Raw genomic sequence first — 18669 nt, 5'->3', positions numbered from 1 at the left:
CTTACGCACATGCCCTCCATGCCTGCCATGGATGCCCTGGATCGGCCATCGAAGCCCTGCCCATGACCCAGTTCGACAACTACAAAGCCATTGCCGACAGCATCGCCACACTGCTGTTTCCTCACGCCGAGGTCGTCATCCACGACCTGGCCAGCCAGAGGATCGTGCACCTGGCCAACAACCTCTCCAAGCGCAGCCTCGGCGATGACTCGGCGCTCGAGGACATCGCGGGCGAGTTCGCCTCGGCGTCCACCCTCGGCCCCTACGAGAAGCTCAACTGGAACGGCCAGAAGATCCGCTCGATCAGCAGCGTGCTGCGCAACGCCAAGGGCAAGCCCGAGGCGCTGATGTGCATCAACCTCAATCTGTCGGTGCTCGACCAGGCCCGTGAAGCGCTCGACGCCTTCTTCCAGATGAGCCGCATCATTCCCCAGCCGGACGCCCTCTTTCGCGATGACTGGCAGGAGCGCATCAACACCTTTCTGCACAGCTGGCTGCGCGACAGGCAGTTGGCCCTCGGCGCCCTCAGCCAGCAGCACAAGAAAGACCTGATCGAAGCGCTGTACAAGGAGGGCGCCTTCGAAGGGCGCAGCGCGGCGGACTACATCGCCAACGTGCTGAACATGGGCCGGGCGACGGTCTACAAATACCTGAAGGCCCTGCGCGCGGGCTGACCCTGGCCGCAGCCGAGTCAGCCCAGCGCCTGCAACGCGCACTGGGCGATCTGCGCGTCCTGCACGGCAACGCCCGTGAGGTCGACCAGGGTGATTTCATCCTCGCGGCTACGCCCGGTGATGCGGCCGGCGAGCAAGGCGCCGATTTCCCCCAGTTGCGTCTCGTCGATCAATCCCGCCCTCAGGGCATGGGACACCTCGCCGTACTGCCGGCATTGAGCGATTGAATCCACGATGATGCGATCGGCCCGCGCGACCAGCAACGGGTCGAGTTCCTGCTTGCCGGGCGCGTCGGCGCCGACGGCGGTGATGTGCGTGCCCGGCCTGATCCAGTCGCGGGCGATCAGCGCCTCGCGCGACGGCGTCGTGCAGACGATCAGGTTCGCCCCTTCGGCCATCGTCTTCACATCCCGCGTTGCCTGGACATCGAATCCGAGCCTGGTGGCGAAGTCGCTGTAGGAGGCCAGTTCCGCATCGCTACGGCCCCAGACGATGACCCGACGGCACGCGCTTACCGCCCGCAATTGTTCGAGCTGCAGTCGCGCCTGCATGCCGGTGCCGAGAATGCCGATGGCATGCACCTCGCGCGGGGCGAGAAGCCACGCCGCGATGCGCCCCGCCAGGGCCGTGCGCATGCCGGTGAGCCAGCCTTGATCCTGCAACAGCGCCAGCGGCCGACCATCGCTGGCCGACAGCACCAGCATCAGGCCGTCGTTGCTCGGCAGGCCCTTGTCGGGGTTGCCGTAGAAACCGGTGGACACCTTGACGGTGAAGGTTTCGCTGCCCTCGATGAAGGCGGACTTCACGCAGCAGTCACCGTTCGCAGCGGCGAAGGCGAACATCTGCACCGGCGGCACTTGCACCTTGCCGGCCGAGAAGGCGATGAAGCCTGCTTCGATTCGCTGCACGGCCAGGTCGAGGTCGATACCGGCGACGATCTGGCCCCGCTCGATGATCCTCACGCCAAGGCCCCGAGGAATTTCTCCAGGGTGATGTTGCGCCCGCAGATCACCACCCCGACCCGCTTGCCCTGATAGGCCGGCGCGAGTTTCTTCATCGCCGCTACGGCAACGCCGGCCGCTCCCTCGATGATCCAGCGCTCGGTTGCCGCGACATCGCGCATGGCCTCTCTGATCTGCACCTCGGAAACCAGCACGGTGCGATCCAGAAGCTGCTGGCACAGGGGAAAGGTGATGCTGTCGGGCTCGACGCCGCCAGCGGTGCCGTCGGACAGGGTATCGCCCTCCTGCATGTCGATGATCGCCCCGGCCTCCAGGGATTTCTGCAGCGTCGGGGCAACGGCAGGCCAGCAGCCGATGATCTGGGTTGCCGGGCTCAGGCGCTTGAGTACGGTGCCGATGCCGGAAATCATGCCGCCGCCACCCACGGCGACGAACACTGCGTCCAGGTGCTCGGCCTGTTCATGCAATTCCATGCCGATGGTGCCCTGGCCCGCGATGACCTGGGCGTCGTTGTAGGGCGAAACGAATGGCTTGCCCTGAAGCTTGGCCTGGCGCGCGGCTTCCAGCTCGACGCTGAGCGGATCCGTCGCCAGCGTCACCACCTCTGCGCCCTGGGCGCGAATCGCATCGAGCTTGACGGGCGAAGCGGTCGCCGCCGTGTACACCGTTACCGGCACGCCGAGCATCCTGCCCGCCAGAGCGAGCGCCTGGCCGTGGTTGCCGGACGATGCGGTTATCACGCCACGCTCGCGTTGCTCGGCGGGAAGCAGGCGGATCTTGTTGCTGGCGCCGCGAAACTTGAACGACCCCGTGTGCTGCAGGTGCTCGCACTTGAGGTAGACCTCGCACCCCGTCATCGCGGACAGCGCGGCACTGTGGGTCAGTGCAGTGACCGCCACCTGCGGGCGCAGCGCGACATGCGCCTCGCTGATCGCGGCGAAGAGCTGCTGCGAACGGGAATCGTCGAACGACATCTGGAACCTCTGGCGTGGGAATGAGAAGACGGCTATCCGATCTGGTCGGCATCGGCGCGGCAGGCCGAGCGGCATGCACGACCAAACGCAGTAAATGGAATATTTTGTCTACAGTAGACTTTTATTCCACTCCCAGCAAGATGCTTTACCGAGTCGCCCGGCGAAAGGCGAAAGGCGAAAGGCCGAGGCACGAGCCCACCCGCTACTCGTCTATCTACGAAGGTCATGGTCTGGGCGTCAGGCTGTAGCGCGAGAGCCCTCATGAGTCTGGCTGCTGCGGGGAATGGGCCAGGCGCGGGATTCGCGCATACATGCGCCGGGGAATATCCGTTCCCACGCTGGAGCGTGGAGTCATCGACAGCTCGATCCGCCGACCCAGCAAGCTGGGGATCGCCATGCGTACCCCCACTGCCTACATCCCCTTGCAAGCCTCCAGCTCATCCTGAGTCTTCAGTTCGGTCTCGATACCCAGTCGGTACTTGCAGTAAGCGATCACCACGCCGCGCTCTTCTTCACTGAGATGTGCAAGGGGTTTGTCATCTCGATCCGACAGGAAGATGTTCTCGAATCGAACCTGCAACGTCGGGTACTTCTTGATGAAGAAGACCGTGCGATTGTCTTCGGCGAAGTAGGTTTCATAGAACCCCACATTCAGCCATAGAGCGCTCAATGCCAGCGTCGCCGCAAAAAGGATTGCACTCTTTTTCATAAGGATATCGGCGCCCTCCCTGCGCCCGGCTGATGGCTCGCACACCCTGGGTGGCAGCCATCGGCAATCAATCAGCGCTCGGCTGCGCCAACCCCGCCAGCAACTTGCCGGTCAATTCATGCAACGCCCGTTGCTCGTCGGCGGTCAATCCTGAGAGCACACGCTGCAGGTTGGCCACATGGGCGGCGAGCATACCGTCGATCAATTCGAACCCGGCCGGAGTCAGCGCCACCAGCACGCCACGGCGGTCGCTGGGGTGTTTGCGCCGTTCGATCAGCCCGGCCTTTTCCAGACGGTCGATGCGACTGGTCATGCCGCCCGAGGAAATCATCGCGCTCTCGTACAGCGCGGTAGGCATCAACGCATAAGGCTCACCCGAGCGCCGCAGGGTAGCGAGCAGGTCGAACTCGCCGGCCTGCAGCCCGTGTTCGGCGAAGAACGGCAGCAGATGGTCGCGGCTGATCACCTGACTGAGTTCGCCCAGGCGACCGAGCACGGCCATGGCGAAACCATCCAAATCGGGTCGTTGGCGTCGCCACTGTTCGGCGGCCAGTTGTGCGCGGTCTTGCATATCGTCCTCGATTTATCTTGCCATCAAGATACTTTTCAAAAAGAATGTTGCCATCGTAGCGTATTCACCCCAAGGAGGCACGTGCATGTCGGGCACCCAATATCGGCCATTTCTGGCCGTTTCGCTGCTGTTCACCATTGGTACGTTGATGGGCTTGACCAGCAACCTGGTCAAGCTGGCCAGCGGCAGCGGATGGCAGCCGATGGCCTTTCTGCTTTGGAGCCTGCTCGGTGGTGGTCTGCTGCTATTGGCGTTCACCTGGCTGCGGGGGGAACGGCCCGGCATGAGCCTGCCGCAGCAACGCTACTACCTGGCCTCCGGCTTGCTCAGCATCGCGGTGCCCAACGCCCTGCTGTTCAGCTCCATCGGCCATGTCGGCGCCGGCTTCGCCTCGATGTGCCTGGCCTTCCCGCCGCTGATCACCTACCTGTTGGCTCTAGCCCTGCGCATGGAAGGGTTGAGCCGCATCCGCCTGCTGGGCATCTGCATCGGCCTGGCCGGCAGCCTGCTGCTGGCGCTGGGCAAGCTCAACAGCGGCGACAGCCCGACGCTGTGGGTGCTGGGCGCGCTCAGCGTGCCGGTGTTCCTGGCACTGGGCAACATCTACCGCGCCCGCTACTGGCCGAGCGGCGCCAGCCCGCTGTCGCTGGCGCCCGGCATGCTGTTGGGCGGCGCATTGCTGCTCATTCCCACCGCCCTGCTCGGCGTCGACTTCGCGCCGCATCTGGGCAGTGCCAAGGCGGTTGGCCTGCTGGCGGCACAGATGTTGTTGTTCGCGGCGGTCTATGCGCTCTTCTTCATCCTGCAGAACCTGGCCGGCACCGTTTTTCTCAGCCAGATCGGTTCGGTGGCGGCGATCACTGGCGCGGCCATCGCCATCGGCCTGCTCGGTGAACAGGGCAGCCTGAGCATGCTGCTGGCCGCGCTGTGCATCGTCGCCGGCGTGCTGCTGGTGGCCTGGCGCAGCGCGCAGGAGGCCCAGCAGTGAAGCGCGAGAATCTATTGCTGATCGCGATCATCCTGCTCGGCCTGAACCTACGCCCGGTGCTGGCGGCCATCGGCCCGCTGCTAGATCGCATCCAGCTCGATACCGGCCTGGATTCTGTCGGTGCCAGCCTGCTGACCAGCGTGCCCGTGGTCATCATGGGGCTGGGGGCGCTGGCCTCCGGCCCGCTGCGTCGACGTCTTGGCGACAGCGCCGGCATTTTCCTCGGCACCCTGCTGATCGCCTTCGCCTGCCTGCTGCGTGGCCTGCTGCCCGACGGCAACACGCTGATCATCAGCGCCTTGCTCGCCGGTGCCGGCATCGCCTTCGTTCAGGCGCTGCTGCCTGGCCTGATCAAGTCGCGCTTCGCCGCGGACAGTGGTCGCCTGATCGGTTTCTACAGCTGCGCAATCATGGCCGGCGCCGCTTTCGGTGCGGCGTTCACCCCATGGCTGGCGCAGTGGGCGGGATGGTCATGGGCCCTGGCGGGCTGGGCACTGCCGGCCCTGCTCGGCGCGGCGATATGGCGTCGTGCGGCGCCGGCCAGACCGGCAACCGTCGCCAGCGCCACGCCGCCGCTCGCGCCTTGGCGCTGGCCCAGAGCCTGGCTGCTGATGAGCTTCTTCGGCATTGGTACGGCCGGCTACACCCTGGTGCTGGCCTGGCTGCCGCCTTACTACACGGCGCTGGGCTGGAGCGCCCAGGCCAGTGGCCTGTTGCTGGCCGCGCTGACACTGTGCGAGGTAGTCGCCGGCCTGCTGCTCTCCAGCCTGCTGTCTCGATTCCCGGATCGACGCCCCTTGCTGGCGCTGGTGCTGGTGTCGCTTCTTGCCGGTTTGATCGTCCTGCAGCTGGCACCGCAGACGCTGGTGGTGCTCGTCGCCCTGCTGCTGGGTGTCGGCATTGGCGGTCTGTTCCCGCTTTCGCTGGTCGTCGCCCAGGATCACCTGGAAGACCCGCAGCAGACGGGCGAGCTGCTGGCCTTCGTCCAGGGTGGCGGTTATCTGATTGCAGCGTGCGCGCCGTTGCTGGCGGGCGTGCTGCGCCGCTACAGCGCAGACCTGAGCCTGAGCTGGCAGCTGATGGCGCTGGCAACCGTGCTGCTGATGGCCATGGCGGTGCGCTTCAGCCCCGCTCACGAACGCCGCACCCTGGGCGTCGCGACGGACTGATGCGCTCGATACTCAGACGCGGAACTGACCGACCAGACTCTGCAGGCGACCGCCCAGGCCGTCGAGGGCGCGAGCGGCCTGCGCACCCTGCGCCGCGTCGCTGGCGACTTCGTCCACCGCGACGGCGATCTGATGCACGCTGCGGTTGATCTCTTCAGCCACTGCCGTCTGCTCCTCGGCGGCGCTGGCGATCTGCGCGTTCATCGAGTTGATGGTGCCGATCAGCACCGCGATGCTGTCCAGCGCCTCACCGGCATGGCCGGCCTGCTCACGGGTACTGTCACCCATCTGGCTGGCGCGCTGCATCGCCGCGACCGCCTCGCCAGTGGCATTCTGCAGACGGTCGATCATGCCCTGAATCTCGCCCGTGCTCTGCTGGGTGCGGCTGGCCAGCGCGCGCACTTCATCGGCCACTACGGCGAAACCGCGCCCCGCCTCCCCCGCGCGCGCCGCCTCGATGGCGGCATTGAGAGCCAGGAGGTTGGTTTGGTCGGCGATCGCGCGGATCACCTCCAGCACGCTGACGATGCCCTGTACGTCGCGACGCAGACTGTCCAGCGACTCACTGCTGCTGCGCACTTCACCGACCAGATCATGAATGTGGGCGATGCTGTCGTCGACCACCCGCTTGGCCTCCTGCCCCTGCTGATCCGTCTCGCGCGCAGCCTCGGCGGCGCGCTGGGCGCTCTGCGCTACCTCATGAGCCGCAGCGGACATCTCGTTGATGGCGGTGGCGACCTGCTCGGTCTCGTGACGCTGCCCGGCCATGGCCTGTTCGGAGCGCTGGGCCTGGCTGGACACGCCGCCGACCAGGCCGAAGAGCTGGTCGGTGGTCACCGACACCTGCTGCACTAGCGCATGAATCTTGGCGACGAAGGCATTGAATGATGTCGCCAGCTCCCCCAACTCATCCTGGCTGGTGACCGGAAGGCGCTGGGTCAGATCCCCCTCTCCAGCGGCCATGTCATCGAGCTTGCTCTTGATCAGCTGCACCGGCTTGGTGATCGACGCCGCCAGCGGCAGGGACAACAGGGCCAGCACCAGCAACAGGCCAACGGCAGAGCCGGCCATGACCATCAGCAGGCGGTCGACGCTCTCCTGGAACTGTGCACGCGCGGCCTGGACGTCGCGCTCCACGCCGTCGAGATTGACCGAGGTACCAAAGACCATCTTCCACTTCGGCAGATAGTGCGAGTAGCCGACCTTGGGCACCAGCACCTTGCTATCGCCGAGAACGAAGCTGTAGTCGACGTAATGGCTGCTGTCGGTGCCAGCTCGCACCAGCTCACGAATGGCGTAGACACCGTTGGGGTCGCGGTAACCGCTGAAGTCCTCGCCGATGCGATCGTTGGTGTTGCCCTGCAGCACGCGGCGGACGTCGCTGTCATACCCCCAGAAATAACCATCCGCGCCGTATGACAAGCGCTTCAGCACCTCGACGGCCTGGGCGCGCGCATTCATGTCGCCATCGGCGGACGCCTGGTACAGCGGCGCAAACGCGTTCAGCGCCAGCTCGACGTACTGCTTGATCTCCGCCTTGCGGTCGGCCACCAGCTTGGCCCGGGTCTGGGCCTCCTGCTGATTGGCCAGATTGCCGAGAACGACGAACGCGATAGTGCTGAGTAACAGGGTCAACAGGCAGATAGGCCCCAAAGCCAGCAACAGCACTTTGGAACGCAGACGCAGCGAGAAGATCATTGGCAGTACACCTTTACCGGCGCTTTGATGTTATAGAGCTGGCATATTGCCAATAGCACGACAGCAAAAGAACAGAGAAACGCAAAAACTGGTATGACCAGCGATCTGCGCAACAGAATGAATATCCAGAATCAATAAAATAACTGTAGATGGGAGCCGTTAGCGGCAAATTAGCGCGCCGCCTGCGGCGTTCCGCCTCACCGCTATATTTTCAGGCAACAAAAAACCCGCCGCAGCGGGTTTTCGTTTCAGCGGGCACCTATCACTTCTTGCCCAGCTTTTTCAGCTCTTCGTCGCGCAGTTCGCGGCGCAGGATCTTGCCGACGTTGGTGGTCGGCAGCACGTCGCGGAACTCGACGGCCTTGGGCACCTTGTAGCCGGTGAGGTTGGCGCGCATATGCTCCATCACCTGCTCCTTGGTCACGCTCTCGCCGGGCTTGACCACCACGAACACCTTGATCGCCTCGCCGGATTTTTCGTCCGGCACGCCGATGGCGGCGCACTGCAGCACGCCCGGCAGCGTCGCCAGCACGTCTTCCAGCTCGTTCGGGTAGACGTTGAAGCCGGACACCAGAATCATGTCCTTCTTGCGATCGACGATACGCAGGTAGCCGTCTTCCTGGATCAGGCCGATGTCGCCGGTTTTCAGCCAGCCTTCGGCATCGAGGATTTCATCGGTGGCTTCCTGGCGCTGCCAGTAGCCCTTCATCACCTGCGGGCCTTTCACACACAGCTCGCCGATCTCGCCGATGGGAAGCTCCTGCCCGTCGTCATTGACGATCTTGCACTGCGTCGAGGGCACCGGGATGCCGATGGTGCCAAGCTGGATGGCGCTGAACGGGTTGACCGTGGCCACCGGGCTGGTCTCGGTCATGCCGAAGCCTTCGCAGATGGCGCAGCCGGTGACTTCCTTCCAGCGCTCGGCCGTGGCCAGTTGCAGGGCCATGCCGCCGGAGACGGTGAGTTTCAGACTGGAGAAGTCCAGCTTGCGGAAGTCCTCGTTGTTGCACAGGGCAACGAACAGGGTGTTGAGACCGACGAAACCGGTGAAGCGGTATTTGCCCAGATCCTTGACCACCGAGGGCAGGTCGCGCGGGTTGGTCAGCAGGATGTTGTGGCCGCCGATCAGCATCATCGCCATGCAGTGAAAGGTGAAGGCATAGATGTGATAGAGCGGCAGCGGCGCGATCAGCACCTCGCAACCTTCATTGAGGTTGGCGCCCATCAGCTCCTTGACCTGCAGCATGTTGGCGACCAGGTTGCGATGGGTAAGCATAGCGCCCTTGGCCACGCCGGTGGTGCCGCCGGTGTATTGCAGCACGGCGATATCGGCGTTGCTCGGGTTGGCTTCGCTGAAGCTCTGGCCGCGGCCCTTGGCCAGGGCGTCGTTGAGTTTGACGGCCTGCGGCAGGTGGTAGACCGGCACCATTTTCTTCACGTGCTTGATCACGGCATTGACCAGCAGACGCTTGAAGGTCGGCAGCATGTCGCCGACTTCGGTGACGATCACCGTCTTCACGCCGGTCTTGGGTACGACCTGCTCGGCCAGGTGGGCCATGTTGGCCAGGCAGATCAGCGCCTTGGCGCCGGAGTCGTTGAACTGGTGCTCCATCTCCCGCGCGGTATACAGCGGGTTGGTGTTGACCACCACCAGACCGGCACGCATGGCACCGAAGACGACGATGGGGTACTGCAGAACGTTGGGCAACTGCACGGCGATGCGGTCGCCGGGCTTGAGATCGGTGTGTTTCTGCAGGTAGGCGGCGAAGTCACCGGAGAGCTTGTAGAGCTCGCCGTAGGTGAGCGTCTTGCCCAGGTTGCTGAAAGCAGGCTTGTCGGCGAAGCGTTGGCAGGACTCCTGCAGTACCGCGAGGATATTCGGGTACTGGTCGGGATTGATTTCGGCAGCAACCCCAACGGGATACTTGTCCTGCCAGAAGTTTTCGGTCATGGAAGCCCACTCCTAAGCAACAGCTGATCTTCACCGCGCGACGGCGGTTGTTTGTTGTGTATTTAGCTCGCTATCCCGCTGGCCCACGGCCCGGAAGCGCGCCGAGAGTAGCAGCTTTGCCAGAGGCTCACCAGCATCAAACCTGGCCAGAACAGTCGCAAAAGTGACTATAAAACTCGGAAAAGTCACGACCTATCTTTTCTGCCGATAGCCCGCGAAAAGCCTCTAGCTCGCATATTGCAGCGTTTGCAGCCTAGCGCGTAAGTGTGACCGATGCAGTGCGGTAGAGCATGCAACAGGCACTGGCGGTTACTAAATCACAACAATCGGGCTGCCAGTGGCAGCGGGGGCGGGAAAGCCCCTTCCCTGCAGCGGGAAGGGGCTTCTGGGTCAGGCGATGTCGCGCAGTTCGCGGCGCAGGATCTTGCCGACCGGGGTCATCGGCAGCGAGTCCTTGAACACGATGTGCTTGGGCACCTTGTAGCCGGTGAAGTTCTCCTTGCAGTAGGCCTTGAGCTCTTCGACAGTCACACCGCCATCGCGCGGCACCACGAACAGCTTGACCACTTCGCCGGATTTCTCGTCCGGCACGCCGATAGCCGCGCAGCTGGCGACTTTCGGGTGCGCCATGACCACGTCCTCGATCTCGTTGGGGTACACGTTGAAACCCGAGACGATGATCATGTCCTTCTTGCGATCGACGATGCGCACGAAACCATCCGGATCGATCACCGCAATGTCGCCGGTCTTGAACCAGCCTTCGGCATCGAGCACCTCGGCGGTGGCTTCCTCACGCTGCCAGTAGCCCTTCATCACCTGCGGACCCTTGATGCACAGCTCGCCACGTTCGCCGGCCGGCAGCTGGTTGCCGTCGTCATCGATCACCTTGAACGCCGTGCCCGGCACCGGAATGCCGACCGTGCCCAGGCGCGCCCTGTCGCCGTATGGGTTGGTGCTGGCCACTGGCGAGGTCTCGGTCAGGCCGTAGCCTTCCACCACGGTGCAGCCGGTCATCTGCTGCCAACGCTCGGCAGTCGCCTTGACCAGCGCGGTACCGCCGGAGTTGGTGACCTTGAGGCTGGAGAAGTCGAGGTTTTTGAAATCCGGATGATCCATCAGCGCGACGAACAGGGTATTGAGGCCCAGCAGCGCGGAGAACTTCCACTTGCCCAGCTCCTTGATGAAGCCGGGAATGTCGCGCGGGTTGGTGATCAGCACGTTGTGGTTGCCGTTGACCATCATGCACATGCAGTTCGCGGTGAAGGCATAGATGTGATACAGCGGCAGCGGCGCGATCATGATCTCCTGGCCCTGCTTCATCAGCGGCGTGCCGTCCGGCCCGAGCTGCGACAGGCAGGCGTCGACCTGCAGCATGTTGGCCACCAGGTTGCCGTGGGTGAGCATGGCACCCTTGGCCACGCCGGTGGTGCCGCCGGTGTACTGCAGCACGGCGATATCGTCATGGCTGGCACTGACCGGCGTCAGCGCCTGGCCCTGCCCCTGCTTGAGCACCTGCTTGAACGGGATGGCCTGCGGCAGATGGTAGTCGGGCACCATCTTCTTGACCTTCTTCACCACGGTATTGACCAGCCAGCCCTTGAGGCTCGGCAGCAGGTCGCCCATCTTCGCCTCGATCAGGTACTCAATCTCGGTATCGGGCAGAACTTCCTGGACCAGCTTGCCGAACATGTTCAGGTACACCAGCGCACGCACCCCGGCATCCTTGAACTGGTGGCGCATCTCGCGAGCGGTGTACAGCGGGTTGGTGTTGACCACGATCAGCCCGGCGCGCATGGCGCCGAACACCGCGACCGGATACTGCAGCACGTTGGGCATCTGCACGGCGATGCGGTCGCCCGGCTTGAGGTCGGTTTGCTTCTGCAGGTAGGCGGCGAAGGCCGCGGAGAGGCGATCCAGCTCGGCATAGCTCAGCGTGACGCCGAGATTGCTGAAGGCCGGACGGTCGGCGAAGCGCTTGCACGAGCGCTCAAACACCTCGATTACCGACTTGTAGCTGGACAGGTCGATATCGTTGGGCACGCCAGGGGCGCGTTTGTCGTTCCAGAAATCAGGTTGCATTGTTCTTGTCCTCTTCCCCTGAAGTGATCTGACTGCCCGGAAAGTAGCAGTTTAGAGCCGAGCCGCAAATAGCTCGAAGGCGTCATTGATGGGCTGAATTTCGCATTAAATGTAGCGATTCGTAACCGATCTTTGCGGCATCGAGAAAGACCGCGACGCTTTGCCTGATGCTGGGCAAGGTGCACAATGCCGCCAATCTCCGGCACAAGGATTCGCCATGCGCCACTACGTCTTCCCCCTGGCCACTCAGGACGGTCTGCACCTGCACGTCAACCACTGGCACGGTGATCAGCCGCCGCGGGCGGTGGTCATGCTGTCCCACGGCATGGCCGAACACAGCCTGCGCTACGCACGCCTGGCCGAAAGCCTGGTGGCCGCCGGCTTCGACCTCTATGCGCTGGACCAGCGCGGCCACGGCCAGAGCGCCGCGCAAGGCGTGCTAGGCCACTACGCCGACGAAGGCGGCTGGGACAAGGTGGTCGGCGACCTGGCCTCGCTCAATCACCATATCCGCCAGCGCTACCCGCAGGCGCCGATCCTCCTCTTCGGCCACAGCATGGGCAGCTATATCGGCATGGCCTATCTGATGGGGCATAGCTGCAGCCTGCAGGGCGCCGTGCTGTCCGGCTCCAACTACCAGCCCGTTGCGCTGTACAAAGCCGCCCGCCTGATCGCCGGCTTCGAGCGCTGGCGCCTGGGGCCGAAAGGCCGCAGCCGGGTCATTGATTTCCTCTCCTTCGGCTCGTTCAACAAGGCCTTCAAGCCCAACCGCACGGCCTTCGACTGGCTCAGCCGTGACGCGGCGGAAGTGGACAAATACGTGACCGACCCGCTATGCGGTTTCGTCTGCACCACGCAGTTGTGGTGCGACCTGCTCGGCGGCCTGCAATACATCACCCCAAAAGCGAACCTGGCGCAGATCGATGCCGGCCTGCCGCTGCTGGTGATCGGCGGCTCACGCGACCCGGTCAGCGACGGCAAGCGTCTGGAAGATCTCGCCGGCGCCCTGCGCGAGGCCGGCGTGCGCGACGTGCAACTGAAGATTTATCCCGAGGCCCGTCACGAGCTGCTCAACGAGAGCAATCGCGACGAGGTCACCGCCCATTTGATCGATTGGCTGCAGCAGGCGCTGAGCCATGGTCGAAGCCCAAGCAAGGAGTGTCCATGACCCAGGTAACCAATATCCCCTACGAGGCCCTCGAAGTCGGCCAGCAGGCGAGCTTCGAGAAGCAGGTCGAAGAGCGCGACGTGCAACTGTTCGCCGCCGTTTCCGGCGACAACAACCCGGTGCACCTGGACGCCGCGTTCGCCGCCGAGACCATGTTCAAGGAGCGTATCGCCCACGGCATGTTCACCGGCGCCCTGATCAGCGCCGCCATCGCCTGCAACCTGCCCGGCCCGGGCACCATCTACCTTGGCCAGCAGCTCAAGTTCACCCGCCCGGTGAAACTCGGCGACACCCTGACCGTGAAGCTGGAAGTGCTGGAAAAACTGCCGAAGAACCGCGTGCGCATCGCCACCCGCGTGTACAACCAGGACGGCAAGCAGGTGGTCGACGGCGAAGCGGAAGTGCTCGCCCCTAGCGCCGAGCAGACCGTGACCATGCCGGCCATGCCGCAAGTCACCGTCAACTGAGGCGCTGCAAGCTGGTGCGCGACCGCTGCAGCGCGCACCAGTTTTGTTCTAAAATCACAAACCTTGAGCGACCTGGCACTGCATAAGTGCGTTTCTTTGTGCGATTCGCACAAAACCCTTTGACCACCTTGCCAAACAGACTGCTGCGCTGCGTTCTGGCACGTCCCCTGCTATCGCCAAGGCTTCATCACCTCAACCGGAGCCAGGCCCATGAGCAGTGCCACCCCCGATAGCGATTACCCCCTGAGCGAGGTGCCCAACGGCGCGCGCAAGGGACTGTTCTCCACCGCCATCCTGCTATTCGGTTTCACCTTCTTCACCGCCACCATGTTCGCCGGCGGCAAGATCGGCATGGCTTTCGACTTCACCACCCTGCTCTGGGCTGCGGTGATCGGCAACCTGCTGCTCGGCCTGTACGCTGCCGTGCTGGGCCTGATCGCCTGCCGCAGCGGCTTGAACTCCGTGCTGATGGGCCGTTTCTGCTTCGGCGAGGTGGGCAGCAAGCTGTCCGACGTGCTCCTGGGCTTCACCCAGATCGGCTGGTACGCCTGGGGTACGGCGACCGTCGCCATCGTCCTGGTGAAGATTCTCGGCCTGCCCGAAGGCCTGACCATCCCGCTGATGGTGCTGTTCGGCTTCGGCTTCTGTCTCACCGCCTTCGTCGGCTACAAGGGCCTGGACCTGCTCTCGCGCGTCGCCGTACCGGCCATGCTGGTGCTACTGGTCGCCTCGCTGTGGATCGCCACCCGCGATATCGGCGGCCTCGCCGGCCTGCTGGCGGTCGAGCCCAGGGAGAGCATGAGCCTGAGCGTGGCCATCACCCTGGTGTTCGGCACCTTCGTCAGCGGCGCCACCCAGGCCACCAACTGGACGCGTTTCGCCAAGAGCGGCCGCGTTGCGGTGCTAGCCAGCCTGCTCGGCTTCTTCATCGGCAACGGCCTGATGATCATCGCCGGGGCCTATGGCGCCATCGTCTACCAGCAACCCGATGTGGTCGAAGTGCTGGTGCTGCAGGGGCTGTCCATGGCCGCCGTGGTCATGCTCTTTCTCAACCTGTGGACGACCCAGGACAACACCATCTACAACTTCGCCGCCGCCGGCTGCAACCTGCTGCGCACCGGCAAGCGCAAGACCGTGACCCTGGTCGGCGCTGGCATCGGCACGCTGCTGGCCATCGGCGGCATGTACGAGATGCTGATTCCCTTCCTGATCCTGCTCGGCTCGGTCATCCCACCGATTGGCGGGGTGATCATGGCCGACTATTTTTACGGCCACCGCGCGCGCTACCCGAAACTGGCCGATGCGAGCCTGCCGGCATTCAACTGGGTCGGCCTGGGCGCCTACCTGATCGGTGCACTCAGCGCCTATTTCTCGCCCTGGGTCGCGCCGCTGGTAGGCATCGCCGTGGCAGCTGCTGCCTATGTCGTGCTGTTCGAGCTGAACAAGGCCCTGGCCGGCCGCCAGCAGGTCGCCGGCGCGTGAGTCTGACCGTCGCCGACATACTCGCCCTGCCCGGCCTGGACAGCATGCGCCTGCGTGCCGGCCAGGCCGGACGCGACAATGCCGTGCGCTGGCCCTACGTGGCCGAGAACGAAGGTATCGCCGACTGGGTGATGGGCGGCGAGCTGATCTTCGTCACCGGCATCAACCACCCGCGTGACGAAGCCAACCTGCTGCGCCTGGTACGCGAAGGCCATGAGCGCGTGGTCGCCGGCCTTGTCATCCTCACCGGCGCCGAGTTCATCCAGGCGATCCCGCCCAGCGTCATCGCCGAAGCAGAGCGCCTTAACCTGCCACTGATCGAGCAGCCCTACGCGCTGAAGATGGTGGTGGTCACCCAGGCCATCGGCACCGCACTGGTTCACGCACAACAACTCGGCCGCTCGCGCCAGCACGTGCTGGAGCAGGTGCTCGACGGCGATTACCAGTCACTCGACATCCTGCTGCAACGCGGCGACAGCCTTGGCCTGGCGCTGCATGTGCCGCGCCAGGTAGCGCTCCTGCGCCTCGACGGTAGCGAGCAACTGTTCGGCGACCTGCCCGACGAAGACGCCGAGCGCCAGCTGCAGAGCCGCCAGCAACTGTTGCAACGGCGCCTGGAGCAGAGCCTCGGCGAACTCGGCAACGCGCTGCCGCTGGTCAGCCAGGGCCGCCACTGGATAGCCCTGCTGCCCTGCCCCGATACCCACACCGAAGCGCGCAACCGCCAGGCCATGACCGCGCTGCTCGCCGAACTGCGCCCGCAGCTCGGCCCGCTACGCCTGTTCCTCGGCCTGGGCAGTGCCGGCTGCGACGCACCGCGTTTCGCCCAGGGCCTGGGTGAAGCACGCCAGGCTCTGGCCGTGGCACAGCGTTTCCCCGAGCGCCTGGGGCTGTGCAGTTTCAATGAATTGGGCGTGCTGGAGCTGCTCGGCGCAATTCGCGATCGCAGCCTGCTCGATCGCTTCGTCGAACGCGTGGTCGGCCCGCTGATCGGCGACGATTCGCGCCACCAACCGGTGCTGATGCCGACGCTGGAGGCCTGGTTCGCCGAGAACGGCAATCTGGCCCTGGCCGCGCAACGCCTGAACGTTCACCGCAATACCCTGAGCTACCGTCTACAGCGCATCGAAGCGCTGACCGGCTGCTCGTTCGAAGACCCGCACGACCGTCTGAACATCAGCGTCGCGCTGTTGATCCGGCGCCTGTCGTCGCCTGCCTGAGAGGAAACCTGATGATCATCCACAATGCCCGCCTGCGCGGCCGCGACGGCTTGCACCGCATCACCCTGGACGGCGAGCGCATCGCCGCCATCGACGCCCAGCACGCACTGCATCCCATCGCCGACGGCGACCTCGACGCTGCCGGTAACCTGGTCGTGCCGCCCTTCGTCGAGCCGCACATCCACCTCGACGCTACCCTCACCGCCGGCGAGCCGGCGTGGAACATGAGCGGCACGCTGTTCGAAGGCATCGAGCGCTGGGCCGAGCGCAAGGCGCTGGTCACCCATGAAGACACCAAGACCCGCGCCAAGAAAACCATCGACATGCTGGTCGACCACGGCATCCAGCACGTGCGCACCCACGTCGACGTCACCGACCCGACCCTAGCCGCGCTCAAGGCAATGCTCGAAGTACGCGAGGAAACCCGCCACCTGATCGACCTGCAGATCGTCGCCTTCCCGCAGGAGGGCATCGAGTCCTACGCAAACGGTCGCGCGCTGATGGAACAGGCCATCGAACTGGGCGCCGACGTGGTTGGCGGCATCCCGCATTTCGAGAACACCCGTGACCAGGGCGTGTCGTCGATCAAGTTCCTGATGGACCTGGCCGAACGCACCGGCTGCCTGGTGGACGTGCACTGCGACGAGACCGACGACCCGCAGTCGCGCTTTCTCGAAGTGCTGGCCGAAGAAGCTCGCGTGCGCGGCATGGGCGCACGCGTCACCGCCAGCCACACCACGGCCATGGGCTCCTACGACAACGCCTACTGCTCCAAGCTGTTCCGCCTGCTGAAGATGAGCGGCATCAGCTTCATCTCCTGCCCCACCGAGAGCATCCACCTGCAGGGCCGCTTCGACACCTACCCGAAACGCCGCGGCCTGACCCGCGTGGCGGAAATCGACCGCGCCGGGATGAACGTCTGCTTCGGCCAGGACTCCATCGTCGATCCCTGGTACCCGCTGGGCAACGGCAACATCCTGCGCATCCTCGAAGCTGGCCTGCACATCTGTCATATGCTTGGCTATGAAGACCTCAAGCGCAGCCTGGATCTGATCACCGACAACTCGGCGCGTGCCCTGGCACTGGGTGAGCGTTACGGTCTGGAAGTGGGCCGCCCGGCCAACCTGCTGATCCTCTCGGCGCCGGACGACTACGAGATGGTGCGCAGCCAGGGCCATGCACTGGTGTCCGTGCGCCATGGCAAGGTGCTGATGCGCCGTACGCCGGCCAGCATCGAGCGCGACTGACGTCCAAATGTGGGAGGGGCTTCAGCCGCGACAGCCTCCAAAAGGATCGCGGCTGAAGCCGCTCCTACAAGCCCTACTTCTTCCGCATGCTGGAGTCATGTCGTCGCTCAAGCAATCCCTTGGGCACATCGTCCAGTTTGATCCCCCATAAACGACAGAAGAGCAAACACGATAATCCTCATGCGAACAGCGACCGTGGGAGCGGCTTCAGCCGCGATTACGCTTGAAGCGCTCGCGGCTGAAGCCACTCCTACAACTACGAAACAGCCCTATTCCACCCGCACGCTGGCGGTCATGCCGGCGCTTAGCAGCATGCCCTCGGGCACCTGATCGATCTTGATGCGCACCGGAATGCGCTGCGCCAGGCGAACCCAGTTGAAGGTCGGCTCGACATCGGCCAGCAGTTGCCCGTCCGGGCTGACATTGCGGTCGGTGATGCCACGGCTGATGCTTTCCACCTCGCCGCGAATCTGCTGGTCCCCGCCCATCAGCCAGACCTCCACCGGTGCGCCAACCTGTATGCGCGGCAGCTTGGTTTCCTCGAAATAGGCCTGCACGTAGAACGACTGGGTATCGACCAGCGCCATCACCGCCTGCCCAGCATTCACATAGTTGCCCTGGGCCAGCACCAGGTTGGTGATCTGCCCGTCGCGCGGGGCATGCACTTCGCTGCGCGCCAGGTTCAGCTCGGCCACACGCAGATCGGCCTGCGCCTGACGGTACTCGCCACGCGCCATCTCGGCATTGATCTGCGCGTTCTCCAGCAGCTCGGCGCTGATCGCCTGGGCGCCCAGCCGAGAGCGACGCGAAGCCTCGTGCTCGCGCAGGCTCAACTGCTGGCGGCGAATGTCCACCACCGCCTTGGCTTTATCCACCGCCGCCTGATAGCGATCGCGGTCGATGCTCATCAGCAGATCGCCCGCCTTGACCTGCTGGTTGTCGCGCACCTTGAGCTCGAGTACCCAGCCGGACACGTCCGGAGCGATGGTCACCACATCGGTGCGCACGCGGGCGTCGCGGGTCCAGGGCGAATACATGTAGTGCTGCCAGATCCAGGAGCCAGCAAAGATCGCCGCCACTACCATGGCCAGGGTGATGCCGACGCGGATGGTCGAACGCATGTCGCACTCCTTCAATGTCTCCGCAAAGCTTGTTCAGCATCTTGCGAGCTAGAGCCATGCAAGGCAAAAACAGGCGAGGAAGCGGAGTTTACGAGTTTGTAAATGAGCATTACTCGCTGCGCTCGCCCCTTCGGGGCCGCACTGAAGTGCGTTAGCCGCAAGCGGCTTGCCGACCCTGTTTTTAACGCC

General features: G+C 64.2%; 16 protein-coding genes. 8 read left to right on the top strand and 8 right to left on the bottom strand.

Annotated features, from left to right (window positions below):
- Nucleotides 1-62: 62 nt before the first annotated feature.
- The gene (locus P3C50_RS00775; protein ID WP_115297914.1) at nt 63-674 is read left to right on the top strand and encodes a helix-turn-helix transcriptional regulator; all 612 of its coding nucleotides are present in this window, start codon (nt 63-65) and stop codon (nt 672-674) included.
- Nucleotides 675-691: 17 nt separating this feature from the next.
- Here P3C50_RS00775 and P3C50_RS00770 read toward each other — a convergent pair whose 3' ends face one another.
- From P3C50_RS00770 to P3C50_RS00755, 4 genes are all read right to left on the bottom strand, one after another.
- Nucleotides 692-1636, bottom strand: a complete 945-nt coding sequence (locus P3C50_RS00770; protein ID WP_275544519.1) for an ornithine cyclodeaminase family protein — start codon at nt 1634-1636, stop codon at nt 692-694.
- The gene (locus P3C50_RS00765; protein ID WP_275544518.1) at nt 1633-2610 is read right to left on the bottom strand and encodes a threonine/serine dehydratase; all 978 of its coding nucleotides are present in this window, start codon (nt 2608-2610) and stop codon (nt 1633-1635) included. Before P3C50_RS00765 ends, P3C50_RS00770 begins: the two co-directional genes overlap by 4 nt.
- Before the next feature lie 412 nt (nt 2611-3022).
- A complete protein-coding gene (locus P3C50_RS00760) occupies nt 3023-3319 on the bottom strand; it encodes a hypothetical protein (protein WP_275544517.1) in 297 nt (98 codons plus the stop codon).
- 67 nt (nt 3320-3386) lie between these two features.
- On the bottom strand, nt 3387-3890 hold the full coding sequence (locus P3C50_RS00755) for a MarR family winged helix-turn-helix transcriptional regulator (protein ID WP_275544516.1): 504 nt from the start codon (nt 3888-3890) through the stop codon (nt 3387-3389).
- A gap of 85 nt (nt 3891-3975) precedes the next feature.
- Here P3C50_RS00755 and P3C50_RS00750 point away from each other — a divergent pair, with 85 nt between their 5' ends.
- The gene (locus P3C50_RS00750; protein WP_275544515.1) at nt 3976-4878 is read left to right on the top strand and encodes a DMT family transporter; all 903 of its coding nucleotides are present in this window, start codon (nt 3976-3978) and stop codon (nt 4876-4878) included.
- Nucleotides 4875-6047 carry a cyanate transporter gene (locus P3C50_RS00745; RefSeq protein ID WP_275544514.1) on the top strand — a complete coding sequence of 391 codons (1173 nt, stop codon included), beginning with the start codon at nt 4875-4877 and terminating at the stop codon, nt 6045-6047. The genes P3C50_RS00750 and P3C50_RS00745 overlap by 4 nt, the downstream gene beginning before the upstream one ends.
- A gap of 12 nt (nt 6048-6059) precedes the next feature.
- On the opposite strand, the gene P3C50_RS00740 is transcribed toward P3C50_RS00745, so the two are convergent.
- From P3C50_RS00740 to fadD2, 3 genes are all read right to left on the bottom strand, one after another.
- Nucleotides 6060-7745 (bottom strand): methyl-accepting chemotaxis protein, encoded by a 1686-nt coding sequence (locus tag P3C50_RS00740; RefSeq protein WP_275544513.1) that lies wholly within the window; start codon nt 7743-7745, stop codon nt 6060-6062.
- 262 nt (nt 7746-8007) lie between these two features.
- Nucleotides 8008-9696, bottom strand: a complete 1689-nt coding sequence (fadD1, locus tag P3C50_RS00735; RefSeq protein ID WP_275544512.1) for a long-chain-fatty-acid--CoA ligase FadD1 — start codon at nt 9694-9696, stop codon at nt 8008-8010.
- 390 nt (nt 9697-10086) lie between these two features.
- On the bottom strand, nt 10087-11775 hold the full coding sequence (gene fadD2, locus P3C50_RS00730; RefSeq protein WP_275544511.1) for a long-chain-fatty-acid--CoA ligase FadD2: 1689 nt from the start codon (nt 11773-11775) through the stop codon (nt 10087-10089).
- A gap of 217 nt (nt 11776-11992) precedes the next feature.
- Between fadD2 and P3C50_RS00725 the strand changes: the two genes are divergently transcribed.
- From P3C50_RS00725 to codA, 5 genes are all read left to right on the top strand, one after another.
- Nucleotides 11993-12943 carry an alpha/beta hydrolase gene (locus P3C50_RS00725; RefSeq protein ID WP_275544510.1) on the top strand — a complete coding sequence of 317 codons (951 nt, stop codon included), beginning with the start codon at nt 11993-11995 and terminating at the stop codon, nt 12941-12943.
- Entirely contained in the window at nt 12940-13410 is a 471-nt protein-coding gene (locus tag P3C50_RS00720) for a MaoC family dehydratase (protein WP_275544509.1), read from the top strand. The genes P3C50_RS00725 and P3C50_RS00720 overlap by 4 nt, the downstream gene beginning before the upstream one ends.
- A gap of 210 nt (nt 13411-13620) precedes the next feature.
- Nucleotides 13621-14892, top strand: coding sequence for a cytosine permease (gene codB, locus P3C50_RS00715; RefSeq protein ID WP_275544508.1), 1272 nt, complete (start codon nt 13621-13623; stop codon nt 14890-14892).
- Entirely contained in the window at nt 14889-16112 is a 1224-nt protein-coding gene (locus P3C50_RS00710) for a PucR family transcriptional regulator (protein ID WP_275544507.1), read from the top strand. Before codB ends, P3C50_RS00710 begins: the two co-directional genes overlap by 4 nt.
- An 11-nt stretch (nt 16113-16123) precedes the next feature.
- Complete coding sequence (codA, locus tag P3C50_RS00705) at nt 16124-17359, top strand: cytosine deaminase (protein WP_275544506.1); 1236 nt, start codon at nt 16124-16126, stop codon at nt 17357-17359.
- Nucleotides 17360-17628: 269 nt separating this feature from the next.
- On the opposite strand, the gene P3C50_RS00700 is transcribed toward codA, so the two are convergent.
- Nucleotides 17629-18480, bottom strand: coding sequence for an HlyD family secretion protein (locus P3C50_RS00700; RefSeq protein ID WP_275544505.1), 852 nt, complete (start codon nt 18478-18480; stop codon nt 17629-17631).
- Nucleotides 18481-18669 lie beyond the last annotated feature (189 nt).

It is taken from the genome of Pseudomonas sp. Marseille-Q0931, assembly GCF_940789645.1.
Lineage (GTDB): Bacteria > Pseudomonadota > Gammaproteobacteria > Pseudomonadales > Pseudomonadaceae > Aquipseudomonas.
The sequence above is the reverse complement of the archived record's forward strand: the minus strand, read 5'-3'. Positions and strand labels throughout refer to the sequence as shown.